Origin of the sequence: Chloroflexus sp. MS-CIW-1 (genome assembly GCF_030444705.1) — a bacterium.
Classification (GTDB): Bacteria; Chloroflexota; Chloroflexia; order Chloroflexales; family Chloroflexaceae; genus Chloroflexus.
In genome coordinates, this window is the sequence record NZ_JAUBWR010000001.1 from 965,985 (window position 1) to 988,800 (window position 22,816).

Here is a 22,816-nt window from a genome sequence, read left to right on the forward strand (position 1 = left end):
TCATAGCAATGGGGCGGGGCAGGTTTTCAACCTGCCCCAAGCGACTGAGTGAAGTGAGGGGATGCCAGTCGCACACCGCATAGCGCCAACCCACGCCTCACGCTTAAAGAGCGTGGAGCGGGGATCGTCGTTAGTCGGTGTAACATTCTTTGGCGTCGCTCTGTTACGGCACAGGTCAGTTAACGCTGAAAACGCTGCCGGGATTGACGTCAAATAAGCGTGGGGCTGGATATTCCCGGCCTGACAACGGCTAGCGAATAGCTTCGGCAACCCCTGCTAACGCTCGTTTGGCCCGCTCACGATCATGGTAGGCCGCCTGTACCGTCGCTAGCAGTTCATCCGTCGAAAAAGGCTTGCGTAGTACCGCATAGGCCCCACTGGCAGCCATAGTGGCTACCTGGTCGGGTTCGATCTGACCGGTAAATAGAATAACACTCGCGGTTGGGTCATAACTCCGCAAGACATTCAGCAAACTGATCCCATCGAGTTCAGGCATCACCACGTCGCTCAACACAATATCAAACGGTTGCGCTGTGTAGATCGAAACCGCCTCACCGCTGTGTGCACAATAGGTCACCTGATGACCGGCCTGTTCAAGAATAGTAGTGAGCGTGCGTGCCGATGCTTCATCATCGTCGATAACGAGCATCCGCAGTGCTGGAATAGGTGCTGCCGTAGCTTCAGCCGGTTCTTCCGACACAATCGGCAGCCGAATTGTCATCTTTGTGCCTTTGCCAACCTCACTCTCGACTTCAAAGTGCCCATTGTGATTGTTGATAATGCCATACGAGACGGCCAGCCCCAGGCCGGTACCCGATTGGCTGCCGGTTGTGTTTTTTGTTGTCACAAACGGTTGGAAGATTTGCCGTCGAATCGCTTCGGGGATGCCACAACCGGTATCTTCGACCTGCAAGCAGATCCATTTGTCATCCGAAGTAAGGGTTACGGTCAGCGTGCCACCCTGTGGTTTCATCGCGTCACGGGCATTAGTCAACAGATTTAAGAATACTTGCGAAATCTGACCGGCATCACAGACGGTAGGCGGAACCATATCAATGTGACGGACAACCCGAATGTTATGTTTACGCAGCTCAATCTCCATGAGCGTGAGAGTCCCTTCAACCACTTCGCGCAGGTCTGACAGTTCACGACGCGAATCACGCCGACGGGCAAAGGTCAACAGACTACCGGTAATACTACGGCCACGCTTACAGGTGTCGAGGACGACTTTGAGAGCTTCGTTTTTTATGTCAACGTTATCGTCAGCCAACCCCAACTGAGCATACCCTAACATACCTGCCAGCAGGTTGTTGAATTCGTGAGCAATACTGGCAGCAAACGTGCCCACGGCTGCAAGTTTCGCCGAGCGCCCCAGTTCGATTTGCGATTCTTGCCAGCGCCGAAAGAGCCGGGCATTTTGAATGGCTGTCGCCACGTGGCGGGCAAAGGCAGCAAGCAGACGCTGCTCATCTTCTTTCAGACCACGTACCGTCTCGAACGCCAGACAGACTGCACCGAGCGGACGTTGCTCATCGAGTAACGGCAACATAATAATTGCCTGCCAGGTGGAGTGCTGCGTCAAAGCAGCGACCGGCGCCAGCATCTGGACATGCTGATTTGTAAAGAGAGTTACCCGTCCGCGCTCCAGGGCAGTTGCGTAAGCGTGCGGCAACGGGATCGGTTGTGGACCAACCCCACCTGTGGCTACCGGCAAATGATGTGAAGCGACCAACTGAAGGGTCCCCTGGTCATCATACAGTGTTACCCACGCACTATCGGCACCCATGAGCACACTTAGACGCTCACCGAGTAAATTGAGCATTGTTGGCACATCACGACTGGTCAGAAGCACAACCATCAGGCTTTGCAGATGCTCGGTCTGGCGCGAGAGAGCAAGGAAACGTTCATTCACTGCTTGCAGTTGCTTGTTGGTAACGTTCAGAGCTTCTTCTAGCCGATGCTGATGACGCAAACTGATCTGCGCCATCATCAGTGGCGCCATCCCCAGCACAAACGCCCACACATCCTGCTGCCAGAGAATTGCCAATACTCCACCAAACGGCGCATAGATCAACGCATACCAGCCAGCATCATCCCATCGCCAGTGCAGTGCAGAGAGAAAACCTTCACCGGTATTCGGGGCCGTTAGACTGGCACTGGCCAGCCGCTCGATAACGTAGATGATCAGACCACAACTGATCAGACCGAAGAAGGCGAACGGTGAGGCAACGTTAGCTTCAAATGTGTGCTGCTGAACAGCTATGATAAGAACGACGCTGCCAGCAGTGAGAGCAATCCAGCGAATAGATGCCAGGACAAGCGCCTGCCACCATTCAGCCTGACGCGCCAATGCCCCGGCGACAGCACCAATGGCCGTCGCCAGTAAAAAGAGTGGCCAGGGCAAAATGATCATTGCCCCAATCAACACAGCCAGAGTCACTGCTAGAGGACGGTCAGATTGATGCACAATCGTGAGGGATTCAAAGACGGTCAGCCCCACAGCAAAAAGGATGGTAGCCAGCAATGTGGCCAGATCAATCGTGACGGGTGGAGCCAGCAGGCTAGAGATCACACCTACCAATAGCGCAGCAATCCACAATCCTATCACTGTATTGCGAAGAGATGATGGAATGGTGTGCATCAATCACACTCCCTCCAGGTTACGACATTCCCCAGGCTGCATTGATAATCGGCGCGGCAAACGGCCGAGCCGTTCATCACATGTTGCCTGATCTGTCCTTCAGGTAATGCGCTTAGTCGGGCAAACGAACCCCTTGTTCGGTTACAAGCAGCAGACCGTCGCGAGCCAGATCGACGACCAGTTTCTGCAACCAGGTTTCGTGCTCCGCAGTATAATCGGCGCGTATTCGTTGCCCTAATTCGGCCAAAGGTAGTACTGTTCCTGTTGGTAAATTCCGCAACGTAGCGATGATTCGACCGCGATACCAGCGTCTTGATCCAATGAACGGCTCTGCAGAGCGAGTTTCAGCCACTCGTTTCACCTGCGGAGTGGCCGGAGTCAGTACCAGCTCACTATCAGCCGCAACCGCAACAGTATACGCACGACAGTATTGGCGTAACGGGCAACGCCAGCAAGCCGGGCCAGCGGCAGTGCAAATCAATGCCCCCAATTCCATGATAGCCTGATTCCATTCCCAGCCTTTGCCCACGGGCAACAATGCTTCGGCATGGGCTAAAAGTGTTGCATCAGATGGCGCGGGCCAGTGATCAGGGCCAACACATAACCGCCGCACAACACGGCGAATATTGGTATCCAGAAAGACCACATCTTGCTCGAAAGCAAAGCAGGCGATAGCACCGGCAGTGTAGGGGCCAATCCCGGGAAGCTTACGCAATGCTGCTACCGATGATGGAACCTGACCATCATACTGTTCTACAATGATCTGGGCAGCACGTTGCAGATGAATCGCCCGCCGATTATAACCAAGACCGGCCCACAATCTGATCACATCCGCCGTGGAAGCAGTAGCCAGGGCTGTTATGGTGGGAAATTCCGTCAAAAACGCATGATACTTGGGGATAACCCGATCGACCTGCGTCTGCTGGAGCATAATTTCGGCGACCATAATCGCGTAGGGATCGCGGGTTCGGCGCCAGGGCAGGTCTCGTCCGTGTTTAGCAAACCAGTGGAGTAGCCTGGAACGAATTGCCTCGATCATCAAACCTCAACACGTAGTCTACGTCTTACGGTAGACATCAATCACATCGGGAATGCGGTTAATTTTCTCGATCAACGGCGACAGTTGAGCCATCGATTGCAGCGAGACCGTCACATTAAGAATGGTGCGACCATTGGCCCAACGCTTGCCTTGACTCACATCGGCAATATTGATACCGGCATCGGCGATCACATTTGAAATATCGCGCCACAATCCCACCCGATCCCAGGCTTCGATCCGCAACGGTACCGGGAAGAACTGATTTGATCCGATGGTATTCCCCCAACATACTGGCATCAGACGATTGCGTTCGGTAGCACTGAGATTCTGGATCGTGCGACAATCGGTGCGATGAACGGTAACACCCCGACCACGGGTTGTAAAACCAACTATCGGTTCACCAAAAACCGGGTTACAACAGCGTGCAAGCCGTGAGGCAATTTTACCGGTACCTTCGAGGTAAATCTCGCCACTAGCGCTGACTCGGGCTATTGGTTGGGGAGCACGCGGTAGTTGTAGTTGTTGTTCCAGTTCCGCTTGTTCGCTCTGTGCCTGTGAAAGCTGTTGTTCGCTCAACAGCTTCTGAACGAGTGTCCGCTCGTTCAGGTCATCAACCCCGATCTGGTAGAAGAGGTCATCAATCGAGCGCACAGTTGGGCCGGCCAGCTCAACCAGTTTCTCGAAACTGACCTGGGTTAAGCCATAACGTTTCAGCTCTTTTTCGAGCATTTCACGCCCGGCAGCAATGTTCTCTTCGCGCTCCAGCCTGCGGAAATATCGCTTAATATGGTTCCGAGCCGAGGGTGTCTTCACAAAACGCAACCAGTCGCGACTGGGGCCGCGCTGGTGTTTCGAGGTTAGAATCTCAACAATTTCACCGTTTCGTAATTCGTAATCGAGTGGTACCAGGCGGTCATTGACTTTCGCACCGATACAACTGTGCCCCACTTCAGAGTGAATGCGATACGCAAAATCGACCGGTGTCGATCCTTCAGGGAGATCGATAATTTTACCTTTTGGCGTGAACACAAAGACGCGCTCTTCAAATTCGGCGCGCAACATATCGACAAATTCGCGGTCGGTCGTTTCATTGCGCCACGAGATCAGCTCGCGTAACCAGCGAATTTTGTTTTCGTAATCGCGATCACTGCGGGTATTGAAACCCTCTTTATAGCGCCAGTGTGCTGCAATGCCGTGCTCGGCTTCTTCATGCATCTTCGTTGAACGAATCTGCACTTCACAGTGCAGCCCTTCCGGCAAAATAACGGTTGTGTGGATCGAGCGATACGAACTCTCTTTCGGAGCAGCAATATAATCGTCAAACTCCGACATCACCGGCGTCCAGTTCATCTTGCCGTGTACTACCCCCAGCGCCTGATAACACGCGCCTACCTCATTATTTGGATCGTCAACAATAATCCGCACGGCAAGCTGATCATAGATGCGCTCGAGCGGCACCCCTTTTCGTTCCATTTTGCGCCAGATCGAGTAAATGTGCTTCGAGCGACCGGTCACCTCGGCCTTAATACCCTCGCGGGCCAACATCTCTTTCAGTTGGGCAATAACTTTTTGCACGATCTGGTCACGCGCCTCTTTGCGCATCGCCAGGCCACGGGCAATCTCTTGATAGCGGTCGGGATGCAGCGTCTTAAACGCCAAATCCTCTAGCTCCGATTTCATCTGCCACATCCCAAGACGATGGGCGAGCGGCGCATAAATGTCGAGTGTTTCACGGGCTACCCGCTGCTGCTTTTGCGGTGGGGTAGCATGGATAGTACGCATATTATGCAAGCGGTCGGCCAGCTTGATCAGCACAACCCGCGGATCGTCGGCAGAAGCAATAATGAGTTTACGGTACGTCCCTGCCTGAGCTTCTTCCTTGCTCTTGCTCTCGTAACCAGAAAGTTTTGTTACTCCATCAACCAGACTGGCAACCTGCTGACCGAAAAAGTGTTCGATAACGCTAATCGGCACCTCGCTATCCTCAACCACATCGTGCAACAGCGCAGCAGCTATCGATTCGGTGTCGAGACGGAGGTCGAGCAAAATAATGGCGACTGCAATCGGATGATCAAGATACGGCTCACCTGACTGTCGGCGTTGTCCTTCGTGGGCAATTGCAGCAAGAGCATACGAGCGGCGGATGAGATCAAAATCGGCAGAGGGGAGGTAATCGCGATGGCGGGCAATCAGGGCTTCTACTGAAGGCGAATGATAGGCTCTCACAAAAGCTACTTGCACCGCTTCGAGGGATGTTTGACAGCCACGTTTTTGTTGCTGTTTAACGATAATGTGCATTACCGGATGCTGAAGCAGTTCGGCTGCCAGTGGCGAAAGGTCATCTGATTTACACTCATCCGGTATCGTTGCCGTTAGCTCAAGTACCTGAGCGGTAGTTGCTACATCATCCATAAGAGCCGCTCCTATCAGGACAGAGGGTGCGCCATTGTTTTCAGCTTTTCGATCAGGCGCGGATGAAACCAATTCCCGCACAGTAAGCAGTCAGTCGTTATTATCCAGCCGTCTTTGTTGCTGATGAAAGGCTTGCAGGTTTACAGAAAGAATATTTGATCAAAAACGCCCGGCGTGCAACGCCAGGCCGCATTTCATCCCGAGCGACGATCTTCCGTGATCGTAACGCACAAGTTGTCTTTGATTATGTAGCATAACACTCGTGAGCAATGATGTCAAGCCGGGTTGTGAGGAGCAGCGGTTTGAAAGTTTTCACCTGACCTGGCCGGGGTTCGGTGAGGAAACAGAAAAGAGAAACAGGCACAAAAGAGGGAACTTCCTGGCCCCACGTTGATAAGACGATCATTCTCGTCAGCGCCGTTGGATAGTTAGGTTACCCGCCCTCTCTTGCAAGTGAGGATGCACCAACCGATAAATTCACGTGGAAGTCAGCGCACGTCGCCACAGCACGGCTGCACCTTCACCTTCACCCCAGTATCTACTAGGGAAAACTCTCACCTTTTCCCATTCCACCTCGCAAGAGCAAGAGGAAGGGAAGAGGGAAGCAGGGGTAAAAGCTACCCCCGCTCCTATTTCTCTCGCTTCTCCTTCTGCTGCCCTCCTACCAGACAGGAAAAGACCCTTGAAAAACCTACACCCTAATACTGACGGCCAATCAGGCTTTGGGCAAGGGCACGTAAACGGTCGCGGGCTGCAGCGGCGGTTGCGGTAGGTGGATAAAGGCGATCAAGGGCGGCAAAGGCGGCCTGATGGTGTTCGTTAGCTATAACAGCACAGAATGATCGTGATCCGGCAGCATCAAGAATGGCCAGCACCTGTCTCACCGCATCATCACCGAGCACAGGCTGGCGGTAGAGTTCGGCCAAGCGCTCGCGATCAGGACTATGACTCAGTGCATGCACAACCGGTAAACTCACTTTACGGCGGTATAAATCAGCGGCAAACGGCTTACCGGTCTGTTCTGGCGCTCCCCAGATACCCAAAATATCATCTTCGATCTGAAACGCCAACCCCACTGCACGACCAAAATCGGCTAGCGCCGTGACCGTCTCTTCGGTAGCGCCAGCGGCGCGAGCACCAAGTTCAGCAGCACCGGCAATAAGTGCTGCGGTCTTACCACCGATCATCGTCAGATAATCAGCGGGTGAGATACTCAAATCACCCTCGAAACTGAGATCAAGGTACTGACCTTCACAGATACGTAAGATGATCTCATCAAACCGACGGAGGATCGTCAGCACTCGCTCGGCTGGCAGACCACGATCGCTCAGCCGATGAATGGCCAAGTGCGCAATGACAAACATTGCATCACCGGCGTTGATCCCGTGCGCCAACCCCCAGATGTGCCAGAGGGTACGCCGCCCCCGCCGCATGGCACTGTCGTCTTCGATGTCGTCGTGGATAAGCGAGAAATCGTGTAACAACTGTACACCGGCTGCCAGCGGTAGGGCCTGTTGTGGATCACCACCAGCAGCAGCACAGGCCAACAACACAAGCTGTGGACGGATCAGCTTCCCTGGATCGGCGGTTGCCGGCGTCAAATCTTCGTTGCGCCAACCTAGATGATATTCCTGCATTGCGTAAAACCGGCTGAGCCGTCCTTCGACCACCGGAAATGCTGCCCGCATTTCCGCCTGAATCTGGTAACGAACGTCGTTTTCTGTTATCATAGACATTACAAATTGTTTACAGTTTTTCTATTGTCTATACGACACAATATCGTATAGAAAGCGGATTATAGTACTACCAACCTGTCATCACTGTGTAATGTTTCCCTCTTCTCGAACTGCTTGCTGCGCCGTACACTCGCTTTCAGAAGGGTATGAGCTATCTACTACCGTTAACTCAAGAAAAGGGGTGTACTATGGCATTCAACCTACGCTTCCGCTTCAGTCCGATGAAAGATGGTCTTGTCAAGGTACTGGGGCCGCTTGAGACCGAGATTATGCAAATTCTCTGGAAAGAGGGCGCGAGCACAGTGAAGAAGGTTCATCGTAAACTGGCCCAACAGCGCGATATTGCATACACAACCGTCATGACGACAATGAGCCGTCTCGCCGATAAGGGTATGTTACAACGTGAGCGCGACGGGTTGGCTTATGTCTACACCCCCGTAATTTCTGAAGATGAATTTGTTAATCTGGTTGTTCAGCAGGTTATCGATGGCTTGCTCGACGATTACAGTGATACAGCCATCTCTTATATGGTTGATCATCTGGCGAAGAACAATCCTACTGAATTACGCCGTCTGCAACAAGAGATTAGTCGGCGATTAAACGGTACGAAGTGATCGGTGCAACCAATTCATTGGTGGTGCAATAATCTGCACCACCAATGTATTATCCAACTGCTTCACCCCACAAGTCGTACTCAGCAGCCTGCGTAATACGCACAGTTATTATCTGCCCGATAGGAAAATGGCCCCAAACAAAGACCTGACCATCAATTTCGGGTGCATCACGAAATGATCGACCAACGCTCAACTGACTGCCATCGTCGGCGCTGCCGTTCCCCTCGATCAACACCGTTAATGTGCGCCCGATCCAGCGCTGATTACGGGCAAACGAAATCTGCTGTTGTAGGCGCATCAATTCGTGCCATCGTCGCTCGATAACCTGTGGACGCACCTGGTCGGGTAGTTCGGCTGCCGGTGTACCCGGTTCACGTGAATAGCGGAATGCACCAACGCGGTCGAGTTGGGCCGTTTGCAAGAATTCGAGGAGTGCATTGAACTCAGCCGTCGTTTCGCCGGGGTAACCAACAATAAACGTCGAGCGAAGAGCAATATCAGGCATCGCCGCCCGGAGTTCAGCAATGAGTTTGAGCGTTCGGTCAGTATCAGGTGGTCGTCGCATGCGCCGCAAGGTGGCTGGATGGGCATGCTGGAGCGGCATATCGAGGTAGTGGCAAATCTGTTTGTGAGTAGCCATCGTAGTGATGAGCCGCTCGCTGATGCCATGCGGGTACGCATACATCAGCCTGATCCAGATGTCTGTCGGTAGAACCTGGCATAATTCATCCAGAAGCATAGCCAGACCGTCCTTCAGACCTAGATCGCGACCATAATCGGTCAGGTGCTGGGCAACCAGAATAATTTCGCGGGTTCCCTGCGCAACCAGCTCTTGTGCCTCGGCCAATACAGCACCGACCGGCTTCGAGCGCATGTCGCCCTTGAAACTGGGAATCGTGCAGAAAGCACAGCGCAGATTACAACCGTCTGAAATTTTGAGATACGCCGAGGGTGTATGGCGTGTACGTCGAATCTGGGTGGTACGCCAATCGGCATACGATGTCGGTCGACCGTTCGATGACGTCGGTATGAGGGGAATGGTCACAGCCGTTTGGCCCGGCGTCAGTGGGATAACCGGCTGATCGAGTTGGCTAACCAGCGCGTTAATCTGTGTCCATTGTTGAGTGCCAATCGTTGCATCCACTCCTTGCACAGCCGTAATTTCTTGCGGGTGACTTTGAGCCATACACCCGGCTGCAATGAGTCGCTGATGGGGCTGTTTACGGCTGGCCAGTTCTTTTAAGACACTAAGTGTCTCTGATCGAGCAGCAGCAATAAAGCTACATGTATTAACAATAACAACATCAGCTTCATCAGCCGATGCAACTGCTTGATGGCCCTGCATGCTGAGCAGGCCGTCCATGCCTTCACTATCCACTACATTTTTGGGGCAGCCCAGCGTCACAATATGATATTTCATTATGGCGTTCTCTTCGATATATAACCACGAATAATGCTAACATCGTTGATCATCAACCTCGTTTCATTATAGATCGACTTGTCATTCGGATGTACACACCATAGACGAGATAGTGTCCTGTTCTGAGCACTCGATAGCGGCATCCACTAAAGAACCCAGAAAAACGCTGGAGAAGATGAGCGCTGCCGACCATGCGGTTCATCGACTCGCGATCCAGGCCAACAGCGCACATGTGCGAACACCCGCTAGCGGTAATTTGTCATTTGGAGGGGCACCGGAATCTCACCTTCGCGTTCGCGGAGAAACGCAATAACTGCCTGCAATTCATCGCGGCTCTTTCCTACCACGCGCAGTGCGTCACCTTGAATCCGGGGCTGAACCTTGGGAAACCGTTCGCGGATCATCTTGCTCAGCTTTTTCGCTAACTCACTGTCAATACCACGGCGTAAAGTAACCACCTGCCGCACCCGACCACCGCTGGCATCGGTTGGCTTGCCGTAATCGAAGATTTTGAGCGACAACTTACGCCGCAGTGCCTTCGTCTCTAAAACATCACGGACACTACGCAGGCTCATTTCACTGTCAGCTTCGATCACCAGTTCGGTTTTACTGAGCGTTATCGTTACACCGGCATCCTTCAGATCATAGCGAGTCTGCACTTCGCGTAACGTTTGATCAACCGCATTTACTAACTCTTGTTGGTCGAAGTCTGAGACTATATCAAAGCTATTTTCTGCTGGCATTGTTCGTACTCCAGAGATTAGTTCGGGGGCCACGACCAGTTTACCGGCTGACCAGGCACCGTACCGAGCGGCCCTTGCTGAAGACCATTGACCGTTACTTCAACATCTGTCGGATTACCGGCCCGAATAAAGACACGGCGCTGAGCCGTAAACGTGCGTTGTTCACCAGCGCGCATGATAGCTTCAAAGACCGTTGTCCCATCAACCTGTACCCGCACCCAGGAATTTTCGTTCCCACGAACGGCGGGTACTCGTATCTCAACCACAATGGGAGCTGCGAGCGTTGGCGTCGGCTCAGGTGTAGTGGGTACGGTAGGTAGCACGGTCGGCGTTGCTGGCAAAGAGGTTGGTATGCTTACGGAAGTTGGTGGTGGTTCAGGCGTTGGTAAAGGTGAGGGTGGAACAATTGTTGGTGATGGCGCAACAGCAGCAGGCGGTGTTGCTCGCTCTCCAATTTGCCCAAGGGCGCTCAAGCCAACGTATGCCAGACCGATCAATGCCAGGGTAATGAAAAAAATGGCAAAAAAACTGGGTAGAACATACATGCGAGTACGGGGCGGATGTGTCGCAGGCACGATCCGAATTTTGTCAGTAGCACCGCGCTCGCGTCGGTAGAGTTCGATCATTTCATCGACGGGCAGCCCAAGGTACTGTGAATAATTGCGAATGAAACCACGAGCAACAACATCACTGGGTAACCGCTCGAATGCACCCTCTTCCAGCGCCTGCAGCGATTGCAAGAGAATACGAGTATCAGCCGCTGCCTGAGCCAGTGATATACCGTTTGCCTCTCGCGCCCGTCGGAGACGCGCGCCCAACTCGCTCATACCGATTCCTTCTATCGCACCACCGGTTTTTTACCATCCTCCCCCATGGTATGGTGATATTAGATGCTTATATCCGGCAACAGTATACCACAACTAGATGGTTCGCCAACAAACAATTGACTGAGACGTGAAATGTACAATGAAACATGGTATGTGCTTTCCTCGTACATTCTATGTCAATCAAACGAGCGTCACCGCACATGTTTACTCATCTGGTTGCAACCTGAATGTTGTAGGTGCAGTAAGGAGGGAATCATGCTCAGCACGCTATTTTTCATCGTAATACTTATTGCCGGACTGATCGTCATCGCACTTATTGGGTCAGGAATCTTCTGGTTTTTAGTGCAGATCGGTGTTATCGTACAAAAAGCTGCCGAACCACCCACACAGGATTATGGGAGCTATTCGCTTGATCAAGGTCGTGATGTTGATGAGCGTGAGCGATAGTATGTTTAGTCCACGTGAACGAGAAGCGATCATTCTGGGTGTGATCGTGGGGATTACCGCCTTTGCTATGCAAACGATGCTGGCCGAAAGCCCGCTGTGGCTGCACGGGTTGGTGATTATCCTGGCCAGCAGCATTATTAGCGGCATAGCGACATTCATCAAATAGGCTGTCACTCAGCAGCGGGAAAATCAACATCGTTCTTCGCGCTATATATTGTCTTCGGAACCAACATCGCTGAGTGTGCGTCTGAACAAACCTTGCCGGCGGTTTTCTGCTCCAAAATTCCCCTTTACGCTCTCCGTAAAGAGGGTAAAGGGGCTGGAAGCACTGTTTGGGCAACCTAACCTGACACGATGGTGTATGACAGACAACAGTTCAGACAGGGTGCCAGTCGCTCTCAGACAAGAGACATCTTTCCGACAAACGCTACGTGTCAGCAGTCAATTCAGGGTACACCGCGATTCGGCGTTCAGTCTGGCGTCGGGTCAGTCGTTCTACCCGTGCAGCGACTTCTCGTAATACCCGCGGCTTATCAATAGTTAGCAACACCCGATCACGCATTACAATCCGCCCGTCGATGATTACCGTCGTAACATCAGTCGACTGAGCGCTGTAAAGCAATGCTGCTGCCGAATTATGGAGCGGTTGGGTGTGGGCGGTTGTGCATTCTACCAGCGCTAGATCGGCATGCGCACCAACCTGCAAGACGCCAATCCCATCCCAGTGGAGAGCACGCGCCCCGGCAACCGTCGCCAGTTCGAGAGCAGTACCAATCGGCATACAGCGGGCATCATGGTGACGCAGCTTTTCGAGCAAAGCTAATAGACGAGCCGCTTCGAGGATGTCATAGGTATTATTGCTGGCCGCACCATCACTACCGAGTGCGACGGTGACACCTGCCGAACGTAACGATAGCGTCGGAGCTACGCCAATCCCAAGCTTCATTTCGGTCTTCGGCGTAACGGCTACAGCAACACCGTGGGTAGCCAGGGTATCAATATCGTCAGCAGACACGTGGGCTACGTGGGCAGCCAATGCCGGAACATCAAACAGACCGGCATCACGCGCTACCAGTACCGGGGAACGGCCATACGTGGCAATGCTTTGTGCTACCTGCGCTGCCGTTTCAGAAAGATGAATATGGATTCCCACACCCAACTCACGTGCCGTCTGAGCGACACGCTGCAACAACGATGGAGTACAGGTATACGGTGAATGCGGACCCATCCAGACACGAATGCGATCGTTAGCCGCTCCGTGCCACTGCTCGACAAACTGACGAGCGGTACTGATCTGTTGCTGCTCATCGGCGCCAGAAAAGATCGTCCACGCGAGCAGTGCCCGCATTCCCGATTCTTGCACGGCGCTGGCAATCGCATCCATCATAAAGTAATGATCGGCAACGCACGTTACTCCACCTTCGATCATCTCGGCCAGGCCGAGCAACGTTCCCCAGTATACGTCTTCAGGGGTCAGATTTGTTTCCAACGGCCAGATATAACCGTTAAACCACTCTTCAATCGGTACATCTTCGGCCACACCTCGAAACAGGCTCATCGCAGTATGGGCATGGCTGTTGATCAGACCGGGAATGGCGAGTTGACCGTTGGCGTTCAGGATTTCACGGGCGAGACCAGGACTGATCTCAGGGGCGATGACAGCGATACGTCGGTCGACAATCGCAATGTCGTGTTGGGGCAAGACTGAGGGAATGCCATTGGCGACCTGGAGAACATTGGCGTGCTGAATTAAAAGATCGTACATAGCGCTTCACGTCACATTGCGAGCACATCGGATATTGTTACTATTCTAACCGGAAATTTCAAGATTGACAACCACTTGCAAAACTGAACATTTGTGCTATAATAGCCATAGCGCCGGCACTGTATCACGACAGGGAACAGGCGCTACGGGACGAATCGGTACGGAAAGTCGGAGGGAACTTATATGCCGGCCAAACCCCAGAGCGAACGCAGCGTTACACGCACCTATCGAACTGCCATCAAACTAGGTGACGATTTCATCACGATTGAAGAAACCATCACTCTCCCAATTGACGCCGACGATCAGATGGTACAGCAGGCCGTCGATCTCGGTTGGCGCATTTTTCGCAGTCAGCGAGAGGCAGTTGAGCAACAGATTGCCCACATCCGCGAACAGCATACCGCTGCAACTGCCATAACTGTCCGTGATCCTGATGCACCGGCCAGTGAACGTCAGCGCAATTTCATCGCAGCACTCCAGCAAGCTCTGGGTTGGTCTGGCGAACAATTAGCCAGCTTTGCTCAGCAGCACGGGTATGATCTGGTCTCGCTTAACAAAGGTCAGGCCTCTGCATTTATCGATGAATTGAAGCGGTTGAGTGATGAACAGCAGCGGGTTGCCATCGCTGAAGAGCGGGCACGTTATGCCGGTCAGCCAGCCTCAGAGAAGCAACGTGCGGCCATTGCCTCGCTTGCCCGTGATCTCGGTCTTGACCCTGATACTGAAGCGCAGCGTCGGTTTCAAGTATCGGTTGCCCAGCTTTCCAATGAGCAGGCAGCGACGCTGATCGGCGAATGGCAGACACTCCAACGCACACTTGCCCGCGAGGGCCGACGATCAGGATAGGATGCGAGGAGAGCGGGAAGAGAAGAAGCGTGCAGGAGAAGAGCAAGTCTCCAAACCGTCCAAATCCCGTGCTGACGATAGGCTATAGTCAAATCCCTGTTGGCTTACTGATTTTGATCATCATCATGGCGGGGAGTGGCAGTGTGCTGATCCACCAGGCTCAAGCCACGCACCTGATGACGGCGAGGAAATTGGCGCACGTGTGATCAGCACATCTACCCTCCCATCCACTTACACCCAGGGAGTAGAAGGGATGGTTGGGCTTTTCCCTTCACTTCCCTCTTTCCTCTGGCCAGTCGTGCGGAATTAGGAAAGCTCTGAACAGGTTGGATACCTGCACCAAATGGCGTGCTGATAAGGCGGGCAATGGTTTCCCGCTCCGCACTGCGGGCCAGCGGCCCGTGCACCCACATGACGGTGTTGACATTCCTTCAACGTTTGGAAAAGCAAGGCATTGCACTAGTCGTACGGCAATCAAGGCTCTGAGAGAGTGTCTGAAAATTCTATGAAGAGTCGTTGATATCGATGCGGGCCAACCGTCTGACCATAACGTGAATCATGGCGACATAAATGAACGCTTCGCTCGTAGCGGTGCGTGCGTCGTCGTCCTTCCTCAAGCGGCGATACCTCCCTAGCCAGGCAACCGTCCGTTCCACCACCCAGCGTCTCGGCAACACGTGGAAGCGCGATACCCCATCGGGACGCTTGCTGCTGTCTAGGGGCCAGCCACCAACGTGCTGCACCCATTCCACCACCTGGCCGGCATCGCCCCCATCGGCCCACATCACCCACACGTGCGACTGCTTCCCGTGGAGGTTGTCCACCACCAACCGTGCCCCGTCCCGGTCTTGGATATCGGCGGCATGCACCACCACCGTCACCACCACGCCCACGGGATCCACCAGCAGATGGCGTGTGCGTCCGTAGAGGTTGTTGCCAGCATCAGCCCCGCGCGGCCCCCGTTTTCGGTCGTTGTGACCGACTGGCTATCCAGAATCGCAGCGCTCGGTGCTGCCTCCCGCCCTGCGGCAACGCGCACGTCCGTGCGGAGGGCCGCATGGATGCGTACCCAGGTCCCATCCCGTTGCCAGAACCGAACGGAATGAGACACGGTCTGCCAAGGAGGCACGTCATCAGGACACATCCGCCAGGTGCACCCACTGCGCACGATAGCGAAGATGGCGTTCAGCATCTCCCGGTACGCATAGACGCGATGTCGCCCTCGGCGTGGCGTCCGTTCCGGCAGAGCGGGGGCAATCCGTTGCCATTCTGCATCCGTAAGGTCGGTAGGATAGGGTTTTCGTGTGCTCTATTCGTTCATACCATCAAGGATACATCAAAACCCTCGACCAGATACATTTCAGACACTCTCTTCGATTAGCAATTTGGCCGGATAGCGTGCTGATGCAACGTATGCTGGTTTCCGATGTATATACACGCTGCGGATCGGAAAACGCCGTCAGCAAGTAGGTGATGTTCGTCGTGTTGGTATCAGCGGCAATCCAACACTGAAACATTACAAAGCCTTATCGCTCACTTCTTTCCACTCACTTCTCGCTTCGTAACGCGACAGGCACTTGCGACTTGTTCAAACACGGCGAGGGTCTGGGTTGCGGTGCGCTGGTACGAAAAACCGGCAGCCTGCTCTAGGCCACGGATACGTAAGTCGGCGCGCAAGCTCTCATCACTTAAAAGGCGCTGTATGGCTGCTGCCCACCCTGCCACGTCGTCGGGGGCAATCCGGATAGCAGCCGCACCGACGACCTCGGGCAGCGAACTCGCATCACTGACAATCACCGGTGCACCGCAGGCCATCGCTTCCAGCGGCGGTAAACCGAAACCTTCATAACGCGAGGGATAGGTAAAGATGGTACACGCCTGGTAGAGCAACGGGCCATCCTCGGGTGGCACATCGATGCGCCGTACTGCCGTCGTGAGATCAAGGTCGGCAATCAATTGATCGATGTCCGGGAAGAGACGTGGATCGCGTCCCAGTGCTCGCCCGGCGATCGCCAGGGTTACGTATGGGTAGCGGCTACGTACCAGGGCAAAAGCGCGTAACAGGGTCGAGAGATTTTTGCGTTCGTCGAGGCCGCCTACATAGTAAATAAACGGCGATGCTACCCCGTAGCGGGCTGCCACCAGATTCTGGGCCGCAGCAATATCAGCAGCCGGGCGAAACTGCTCACCAGCGGCCAGATAGGTTACGGTGACCCGTTCTGGTGGGACGGCAAGATAGTTCAAGATTGTATTACGACTGAACTTCGAGAAGGTTAATATGTGCGTGCTGCGCAGTGCGGCCCGACGCACCAGCGCCATGTACAACCGAACCGACCAGCTCCCACGATACGCCGGAAGGAGCAGTGGAATCAGATCACCGATGGTTGTTACGACTGGTTGGCGCGCACGCAATGGTGGAGCAAAGTAGGGCACAAAGATCACGGTTGGCTCACCGTTTCGCGCCAGTCGCTGTGCGATCAGCGGTACGGCAATTTGCTCGAAGATAACCTTTGCTATCTGGCGTGGCCCGCCGATGGTTACGGTTATCCGCTCAACACCGCCTGGTAAAGCCAGTGTGGGCGAATTGCCTGGTAGCACCATCACGTAGCGGTGTTGAGGCGCCTGGCGATGCAGCCAGGGCGCCAGATTGTGCAGGTATTGACCAATACCTACGGTTGGTTGAGACCAAAAGCTGCCGTTGATCACGATCTGCACAGCAAGCTCCTCAAAGTTCCAAAAGGAGGGGGAATGTTGATGATACGATTGTTTGCTCTTATGATAGCCGATTTTGCCGATCCTGTGACACTCTGATCGATTGACAGTACCAATTGTTGGTGCGATAATCACCCAGGTTTCGCAGGTTGTTCTCCATTTCCACACAAAGCTGACAGGGTTTCTATGTCGAATCATCCTATCCATCTCAAACCAGAGTCATGGTTAGTGGCTGCCGGTAGAACGATTGCCAGCGGTGAGCCACTGAATGTACCGCCAATTCCTGCTTCAAACTTCATCATCGGGCAAGAGCGTTCGTATGCGCGGAGTGACGCGACCCCAACCTGGGAAGCCCTCGAAGAGATTGTGGGTGGTCTGGAAGGTGGGCGTGCACTTGCATTTGCTTCCGGTATGGCCGCCGTAGCAGCCGTGTTCGACCAGTTGCCCGTCGGTGCGCACGTCGTTTTGCCGGATGATTGCTATCAGGGTGTCGTTGGGCTGGCGATGGCTGGCGCAACCCGTGGTCGTTGGTCGGTACAGCGGTTGCCGCTGACCGATACCGCAGCATGGCAGCAGGCCTGTGCGGTTGCCGATCTGATCTGGCTCGAGTCGCCATCGAATCCGTTGTTGACAGTGGCCGATCTCCCGGCGATCTGTGCTGCACCGCGCAAAGCCGGTGCCATTATTGCAGTTGATAATACCTTCGCTACGCCGCTCAATCAGCAGCCACTTGAGTTCGGGGCAACCGTTGCGATACAATCGGCTACCAAATTTATCGGCGGGCATTCTGATCTTCTGGCTGGCGTGCTTACCACTCGTGAAGAGCAGCTCTGGCAAAAGCTGCGGCAGTCGCGGACATTGAATGGCGCGACCCCTGGTACTTTAGAGGCCTTTCTGGCAATACGTGGTGCGCGCACGCTGGCATTGCGCTTAGAACGAGCACAGCGTAATGCGCTGGAGCTTGCGCAACGACTGCAATCCCATCCGCTGGTTGCCAATGTACGTTATCCGGGTTTACCTTCCCATCCGACATATCAGGTTGCTCGTCGCGTGCTCAAGGGCTTCGGTACGATCATCTCGTTTGATCTGAAAGGCGATGCGGTGTTCGCAGATGCGGTTTGTCGGTGTGTTAGGCTGATCCGCCACGCAACCAGTTTGGGAGCAGTTGAGACGACCATGGAGCGGCGAGCGGCGGTTGCAGGGCAAGAGCATCTGCCGCCATCACTGTTACGGCTGAGTGTTGGTATCGAAAATGTTGATGATCTCTGGTACGATCTCGATACGGCGATTCGTAAGGCAGCACCGCTGTAAGGGAAGAGAAAAAAATGAGAGGGGGAGTGGCTTCACCACCCCTCACCTGCGCGGAGCATGGGGGATGATGGTGTGCTGATGCGCCAACCGATGGGTTGCCGTGCACTGCACAGCGCGGGCCAACAGCCGTCAGACCAACCGGTTTCGTTCAGCCCGTAAATAAGAAGCCAGCGCAGCGACAGGCGGAAACTCTGCTGCCCAATCGTCGTGATCCGGCCAAAATGAATCAAGACCACGAACACCAGTTCGTTCGTAGGCTAACGCTTGCGCCATCAATTCCAGTCGGTCAATTGCCTTAACCAGCCGTGCTTCAGGGGAAGTTCCGTTGGCATATTCATCCCACAGTGCCAGATATTCATCAGCGTGTGCCAGGTGTCCGATCAGGCTCTTCAGACCGTCTCGTTCGGCTTTGCGCTTGGTTTCACTACCGAGCAGACGAGTCGCCGACGCCGGCAAATCACCTAACAGCGACTCGGCCAGGTCATGCAATAGCGCAATCGCAAGGAGTCGTCCGCGATCAATTCCTTCAATCTGATCGCCAATCAAAAGACAGAGTACGGCCACGCTAAACGAGTGATCAGCAATACTCTCGACATCACGTACTCCGCGTTGCAACCAGCCGGTGCGCGGCAGAAGTTTTAAAGACAACAAATGTGGAATCAGGCCACTCAGCGCAGAGGGTTCCATGGAGTTTTCTTTCAAGGTTGAATCGCATGCACGCTATAAGGGGTTTTCAACATTATATCCCGACCCGAAAGTGGCAACGACGAGGGGAGGAATGAAATGAACGGGTCAGGTCCCCAACCAGGTTGCCGTGTGTACAGATATGTACCGCTTCCTGTTTCAATGATGGTGTGCAGCCGCATTCCTGGCGGCTTACGGATGATGCTCGTCCCTGCGGGCCAGCGGCTCGCGTACCCAGTCCACCGTGTTGGTCGAGGGGCGTTTTGTGCATTTGGATAGCGTTCTTTACCGGTAGTTCTCAATTTATACGCCGGCAAGAAGCCTTCATCTTTCCAAACGACGACAACTCGAAAAACTCCTGGCGGGCAAGGGAGTAGCGTTGCTGCTATAGCGTATGGTGCTCTTTCAAGGTACGCACCTTCATTGCCGATACGTATCGGCACGAAGTATAGTCGGTGGTCCTCACTTTCCCTGCGGATCAAGGGTAGATGTGATCGGTATTTATCCAAAAACAACATAGATAATTGATAATTATTCATATGACAATTCACTATTGCTTTCTTGTGCCCCCAAGAGACGCAATGCACGGAGCGCCGAGAGGGTCTGTGCTGCATCCTCGGCCATGCGGACAATGCGGTTGAGACTCTCGCGCAGTGTCGGATCGGTAATCTCTGCGTGAACCAGTTGCGCTTCACCCATAATAACTGTCAAGACCTGGCTGATATGATGAGCCATATCACGAAAGACCTGTCGTGTTTGTTGAACTTCACTCTGTAATTCTTCATAATTTCGCGCCTGTTGCCGAAGCCGATCATAGTTCAACGCACGCTGTATGGTGTGGCGAAGGATGTCATTATTGATGGGTTTGGTCAGATAATCAAACGCACCGAGGGTTATGGCGTGGAGGATGGATTGTGGTGTGTCATTCGCCGTGGTAACAATGATCAATGGTCGATCCGGTTCCGTGGTCAGCCATTTCAGGAGCTCAAAGCCACTTCCGTCTGGCAGACCGAGATCGAGCAAGATGACCCGTGGTCGCCGCGAAGCGATCAGTTGGCGTGCCTCAGCAAGATTACGGGCAGTATCGATGGTATAGCCATCGCGTCGCAGTATGGTGGTTAGGGATAACTGGATGACGGGATCGTCTTCTACCAGCAGGATTGGTTCGTGCACGTGATTGCTCCAGTGTATGTTGTGCACCAGAGAGATTATCAATCTGGTGCTACATTGCTGTTCAACATAGACGTATTGTACATAATCATGGCGCCGGTTGCATACCTTGCTGACATACCGGGCAAAAGTAGGTGCTACGCTGAGCGATAACGATCCGCTCGATCAGGGTCTGACAACATGGGCAGGGTTCACCTGCCCGGTCATAGACGGTGAAATGTTCTTGTTGCGAACCGCGCCGTCCGTAACTATCGCGATAATTGCGCAGTGAGCTGCCCTGGTTGGCAATTGCTTCCTGAAGAACAGCACGAATAGCACGATGCAGGTGATTGATCTGCTCTGATGAGAGTGCCGCACCTGGTGTCAGCGGATGGATACCGGCTCGCCAGAGCGCTTCGTTGGCGTAGATGTTGCCAATTCCGGCGATGAGATGCTGATCGAGGAGTAAGGTTTTAATCGGTGCACGTCGGCTTTGTAGACGTTGAGCCAGAATGTCTGGGGTGAAGTCATCCGCCAGTGGCTCTGGGCCATGGGCTTGATCAAGTGCGGCCAGGCCCTGCTGATCGAGAAGATGAACGCGACCGAATTTGCGCTGATCGTTGAAGATCAGGTAACGGCCATTATCAAGCGCGAGGGCGAAATGGACATGCTGTTCACTGGCGGCAGCCGGTTCGGTAACCAGTAAGTGTCCTGACATCCGCAGATGAATCGCTATTGTCCATCCACGATCAAGGGTAAGCAGAAGCCATTTCGCTCGCCGGCCGATAGACTCAATCCGTCGTCCGGTGATGAGTGCAGCAAATTCGCTGGGAGATGGTGTGATCATCTTGGGCCAGTCGAGTTTGGCCAAACCTACAATGATACGTCCCTGAAGCTGTGGTACAAGGGAACGGGCTACAGTCTCGACTTCAGGTAGTTCCGGCATAGATGGATGTTCAACTCCGATTCAGATACGTATGAGCGCGTTTTTTTGGTTTGTAAACGGCATTTACTCACGCCACTCGGCGGTTCCGTCAGCCCAGTGTTCCTGCTTCCAGATTGGCGCAATTTCCTTGATCCGATCCATGATGTAGGCGGCGGCAGCGAAGGCAGCGGCGCGGTGTGGCGCGGCAACGACTACCAGTACTGCGGTCTCGCCGATTTCCAATCGCCCTACCCGATGATGTACACACACGCGCCCGATAGGCCAGCGTGCCCGTGCTTCATCGGCGATCTGGCGGAGCACCGGTACGGCCATTTCGGCATAGGCTTCATAGACCAGAAATGCTGTCGGACGGCCACCAAATTGGTTTCGCACGACACCGCTGAACGTTACTACAGCGCCATCATCTGGTGTTTGTACTGCCGCCACCAATGGCGCCGGATCAAGGGGTTCGGTTGTAATTACAAATGGTTCAATCATACGTCATCACTCCGTCCGCCACTGACAGGCGGGATGAAAGCGACTTCATCGCCATCGCTCAACACAGTTGCTGGCTGCGCAAACTGCTGATTCACGGCGAACAGCAGCCTACCGGTGTAGCCAGCCAGCCGTGGGTATTCGGCTATTAACTGTTCCCACAACTGACCCAGCGTTGTGCCCTCGGTTAGCGTATACTGTGCCTCGGCACGCCCGACAATGTCGCGGTGACCGGCAAAGAAGCGCACGGTAACGGTGATCATAGACATCTCCTGCTTACAAGCGGGCCTCAAATCCACCGTCGGCAGTAATGACGGCGCCAGTGAGATACTCGGCAGTTGGGCTGAGCAAACAGAGAATAATATTGGCAATCTCCTCTGGTGTACCTAGCCGACCGAGCGGTACGCGGCGGGCAAAGGCACGCAATGCCTCATCTGGACGTTGGGCATTGATCAGCGCCGCATTGGCGCGTAGTAATGAGGTGTCGATCAAACCCGGACACACACAATTAACCCGAATCCCGTCGGCTGCGCCGTCAATTGCCATTGCACGGGTCAGCGCAATCACACCGCCTTTGGAAGCCGAATAGGCTGCCCAGCCTGGTTCAGCCCGCAAGCCGTAAACCGATGCAACATTGACAATCGCTCCGCCACCGCGTCGCCGCAGTTCGGGCATGACGAAGCGTGAGACGAGAAAGACGCCGGTAAGATTGACCGCAATAATCTCGTTCCAGAGCTGCAATGTCGTACTTTCAATCGTACCCGGTTGTTGAATGCCGGCGTTGTTTACTAACAGATCGATGCCACCGAAGGCCAACACCGTTTCATTGGCAATCCGGGCGGCATCGGCCTCGTTGCTGACATCGGCGATCACTGCCAGCGCCCGCCCTCCCCAGTCATTGATACCGGTGACTAACGCTGTCGTAGTTTCCTTATCACGGTCGGCGATCACCACACTGGCCCCTTCACGGGCGAGCGCCAGTGCGGTCGCCCGCCCAATGCCCTGGGCGCCGCCGGTTACGATAGCAACTTTCCCCTGAAATTTCATAGA

The 22,816-nt window shown here is 54.0% G+C and carries 21 protein-coding genes; 5 read left to right on the plus strand and 16 right to left on the minus strand.

Features of this window, described 5'->3' with window-relative positions; translation table 11 throughout:
* Positions 1–250: 250 nt before the first annotated feature.
* From QTO31_RS03855 to QTO31_RS03870, 4 genes are all read right to left on the minus strand, one after another.
* On the minus strand, positions 251–2,641 hold the full coding sequence (locus tag QTO31_RS03855) for an ATP-binding protein (protein WP_031458509.1): 2,391 nt from the start codon (positions 2,639–2,641) through the stop codon (positions 251–253).
* A 112-nt stretch (positions 2,642–2,753) separates the two neighbouring features.
* Entirely contained in the window at positions 2,754–3,680 is a 927-nt protein-coding gene (locus QTO31_RS03860; RefSeq protein ID WP_031458510.1) for an A/G-specific adenine glycosylase, read from the minus strand.
* An 18-nt stretch (positions 3,681–3,698) separates the two neighbouring features.
* Positions 3,699–6,092, minus strand: coding sequence for a RelA/SpoT family protein (locus tag QTO31_RS03865; protein WP_031458511.1), 2,394 nt, complete (start codon positions 6,090–6,092; stop codon positions 3,699–3,701).
* Positions 6,093–6,790: 698 nt separating this feature from the next.
* Positions 6,791–7,828 carry a polyprenyl synthetase family protein gene (locus QTO31_RS03870; RefSeq protein ID WP_301428154.1) on the minus strand — a complete coding sequence of 346 codons (1,038 nt, stop codon included), beginning with the start codon at positions 7,826–7,828 and terminating at the stop codon, positions 6,791–6,793.
* A gap of 188 nt (positions 7,829–8,016) precedes the next feature.
* Between QTO31_RS03870 and QTO31_RS03875 the strand changes: the two genes are divergently transcribed.
* Complete coding sequence (locus tag QTO31_RS03875; RefSeq protein ID WP_301428155.1) at positions 8,017–8,442, plus strand: BlaI/MecI/CopY family transcriptional regulator; 426 nt, start codon at positions 8,017–8,019, stop codon at positions 8,440–8,442.
* A 49-nt stretch (positions 8,443–8,491) separates the two neighbouring features.
* On the opposite strand, the gene rimO is transcribed toward QTO31_RS03875, so the two are convergent.
* The 3 genes from rimO to QTO31_RS03890 form a co-directional block, all read right to left on the minus strand.
* The gene (gene rimO, locus QTO31_RS03880; protein WP_301428156.1) at positions 8,492–9,862 is read right to left on the minus strand and encodes a 30S ribosomal protein S12 methylthiotransferase RimO; all 1,371 of its coding nucleotides are present in this window, start codon (positions 9,860–9,862) and stop codon (positions 8,492–8,494) included.
* 245 nt (positions 9,863–10,107) lie between these two features.
* The gene (locus QTO31_RS03885; RefSeq protein ID WP_031458515.1) at positions 10,108–10,605 is read right to left on the minus strand and encodes a YajQ family cyclic di-GMP-binding protein; all 498 of its coding nucleotides are present in this window, start codon (positions 10,603–10,605) and stop codon (positions 10,108–10,110) included.
* A gap of 17 nt (positions 10,606–10,622) precedes the next feature.
* A complete protein-coding gene (locus QTO31_RS03890) occupies positions 10,623–11,432 on the minus strand; it encodes a helix-turn-helix domain-containing protein (protein WP_031458516.1) in 810 nt (269 codons plus the stop codon).
* A gap of 255 nt (positions 11,433–11,687) precedes the next feature.
* Here QTO31_RS03890 and QTO31_RS03895 point away from each other — a divergent pair, with 255 nt between their 5' ends.
* The gene (locus QTO31_RS03895) at positions 11,688–11,879 is read left to right on the plus strand and encodes a hypothetical protein (RefSeq protein ID WP_031458517.1); all 192 of its coding nucleotides are present in this window, start codon (positions 11,688–11,690) and stop codon (positions 11,877–11,879) included.
* A gap of 1 nt (position 11,880) precedes the next feature.
* Positions 11,881–12,045, plus strand: coding sequence for a hypothetical protein (locus tag QTO31_RS03900; RefSeq protein WP_173424541.1), 165 nt, complete (start codon positions 11,881–11,883; stop codon positions 12,043–12,045).
* 261 nt (positions 12,046–12,306) lie between these two features.
* Here QTO31_RS03900 and QTO31_RS03905 read toward each other — a convergent pair whose 3' ends face one another.
* Positions 12,307–13,644, minus strand: coding sequence for an amidohydrolase (locus QTO31_RS03905; protein WP_031458518.1), 1,338 nt, complete (start codon positions 13,642–13,644; stop codon positions 12,307–12,309).
* Positions 13,645–13,827: 183 nt separating this feature from the next.
* On the opposite strand from QTO31_RS03905, the gene QTO31_RS03910 reads away from it, so the two are divergent.
* Positions 13,828–14,490 carry a hypothetical protein gene (locus tag QTO31_RS03910; protein WP_301428157.1) on the plus strand — a complete coding sequence of 221 codons (663 nt, stop codon included), beginning with the start codon at positions 13,828–13,830 and terminating at the stop codon, positions 14,488–14,490.
* A gap of 503 nt (positions 14,491–14,993) precedes the next feature.
* On the opposite strand, the gene QTO31_RS03915 is transcribed toward QTO31_RS03910, so the two are convergent.
* Positions 14,994–15,748 (minus strand): IS5 family transposase gene (locus QTO31_RS03915; protein WP_367620632.1). Its coding sequence is split into 2 segments (ribosomal slippage): positions 14,994–15,454 and positions 15,454–15,748, totalling 756 coding nucleotides; the frame shifts between segments, so codons are not numbered across the junction.
* Between the two features lie 275 nt (positions 15,749–16,023).
* The gene (locus tag QTO31_RS03920) at positions 16,024–17,205 is read right to left on the minus strand and encodes a glycosyltransferase family 4 protein (protein WP_031460950.1); all 1,182 of its coding nucleotides are present in this window, start codon (positions 17,203–17,205) and stop codon (positions 16,024–16,026) included.
* A gap of 183 nt (positions 17,206–17,388) precedes the next feature.
* Between QTO31_RS03920 and QTO31_RS03925 the strand changes: the two genes are divergently transcribed.
* Complete coding sequence (locus QTO31_RS03925; protein ID WP_301428158.1) at positions 17,389–18,513, plus strand: trans-sulfuration enzyme family protein; 1,125 nt, start codon at positions 17,389–17,391, stop codon at positions 18,511–18,513.
* A 129-nt stretch (positions 18,514–18,642) separates the two neighbouring features.
* Here the strand turns inward: QTO31_RS03925 and QTO31_RS03930 are convergent, their stop codons facing one another.
* The 6 genes from QTO31_RS03930 to QTO31_RS03955 all read right to left on the minus strand — a co-directional run bounded on the left by QTO31_RS03930 (position 18,643) and on the right by QTO31_RS03955 (position 22,813).
* On the minus strand, positions 18,643–19,200 hold the full coding sequence (locus QTO31_RS03930) for an HD domain-containing protein (protein ID WP_301428159.1): 558 nt from the start codon (positions 19,198–19,200) through the stop codon (positions 18,643–18,645).
* 528 nt (positions 19,201–19,728) lie between these two features.
* Entirely contained in the window at positions 19,729–20,370 is a 642-nt protein-coding gene (locus tag QTO31_RS03935; protein WP_301428160.1) for a response regulator, read from the minus strand.
* Positions 20,371–20,455: 85 nt separating this feature from the next.
* The gene (mutM, locus tag QTO31_RS03940) at positions 20,456–21,292 is read right to left on the minus strand and encodes a bifunctional DNA-formamidopyrimidine glycosylase/DNA-(apurinic or apyrimidinic site) lyase (protein WP_301428161.1); all 837 of its coding nucleotides are present in this window, start codon (positions 21,290–21,292) and stop codon (positions 20,456–20,458) included.
* A gap of 63 nt (positions 21,293–21,355) precedes the next feature.
* Positions 21,356–21,769, minus strand: a complete 414-nt coding sequence (locus QTO31_RS03945; RefSeq protein ID WP_301428162.1) for a molybdenum cofactor biosynthesis protein MoaE — start codon at positions 21,767–21,769, stop codon at positions 21,356–21,358.
* Positions 21,766–22,029: a molybdopterin converting factor subunit 1 gene (moaD, locus tag QTO31_RS03950; RefSeq protein WP_031460955.1), complete on the minus strand. Its 264-nt coding sequence runs from the start codon at positions 22,027–22,029 to the stop codon at positions 21,766–21,768. The genes QTO31_RS03945 and moaD overlap by 4 nt, the downstream gene beginning before the upstream one ends.
* Positions 22,030–22,042: 13 nt before the next feature.
* Entirely contained in the window at positions 22,043–22,813 is a 771-nt protein-coding gene (locus tag QTO31_RS03955; RefSeq protein WP_301428163.1) for an SDR family NAD(P)-dependent oxidoreductase, read from the minus strand.
* Positions 22,814–22,816 lie beyond the last annotated feature (3 nt).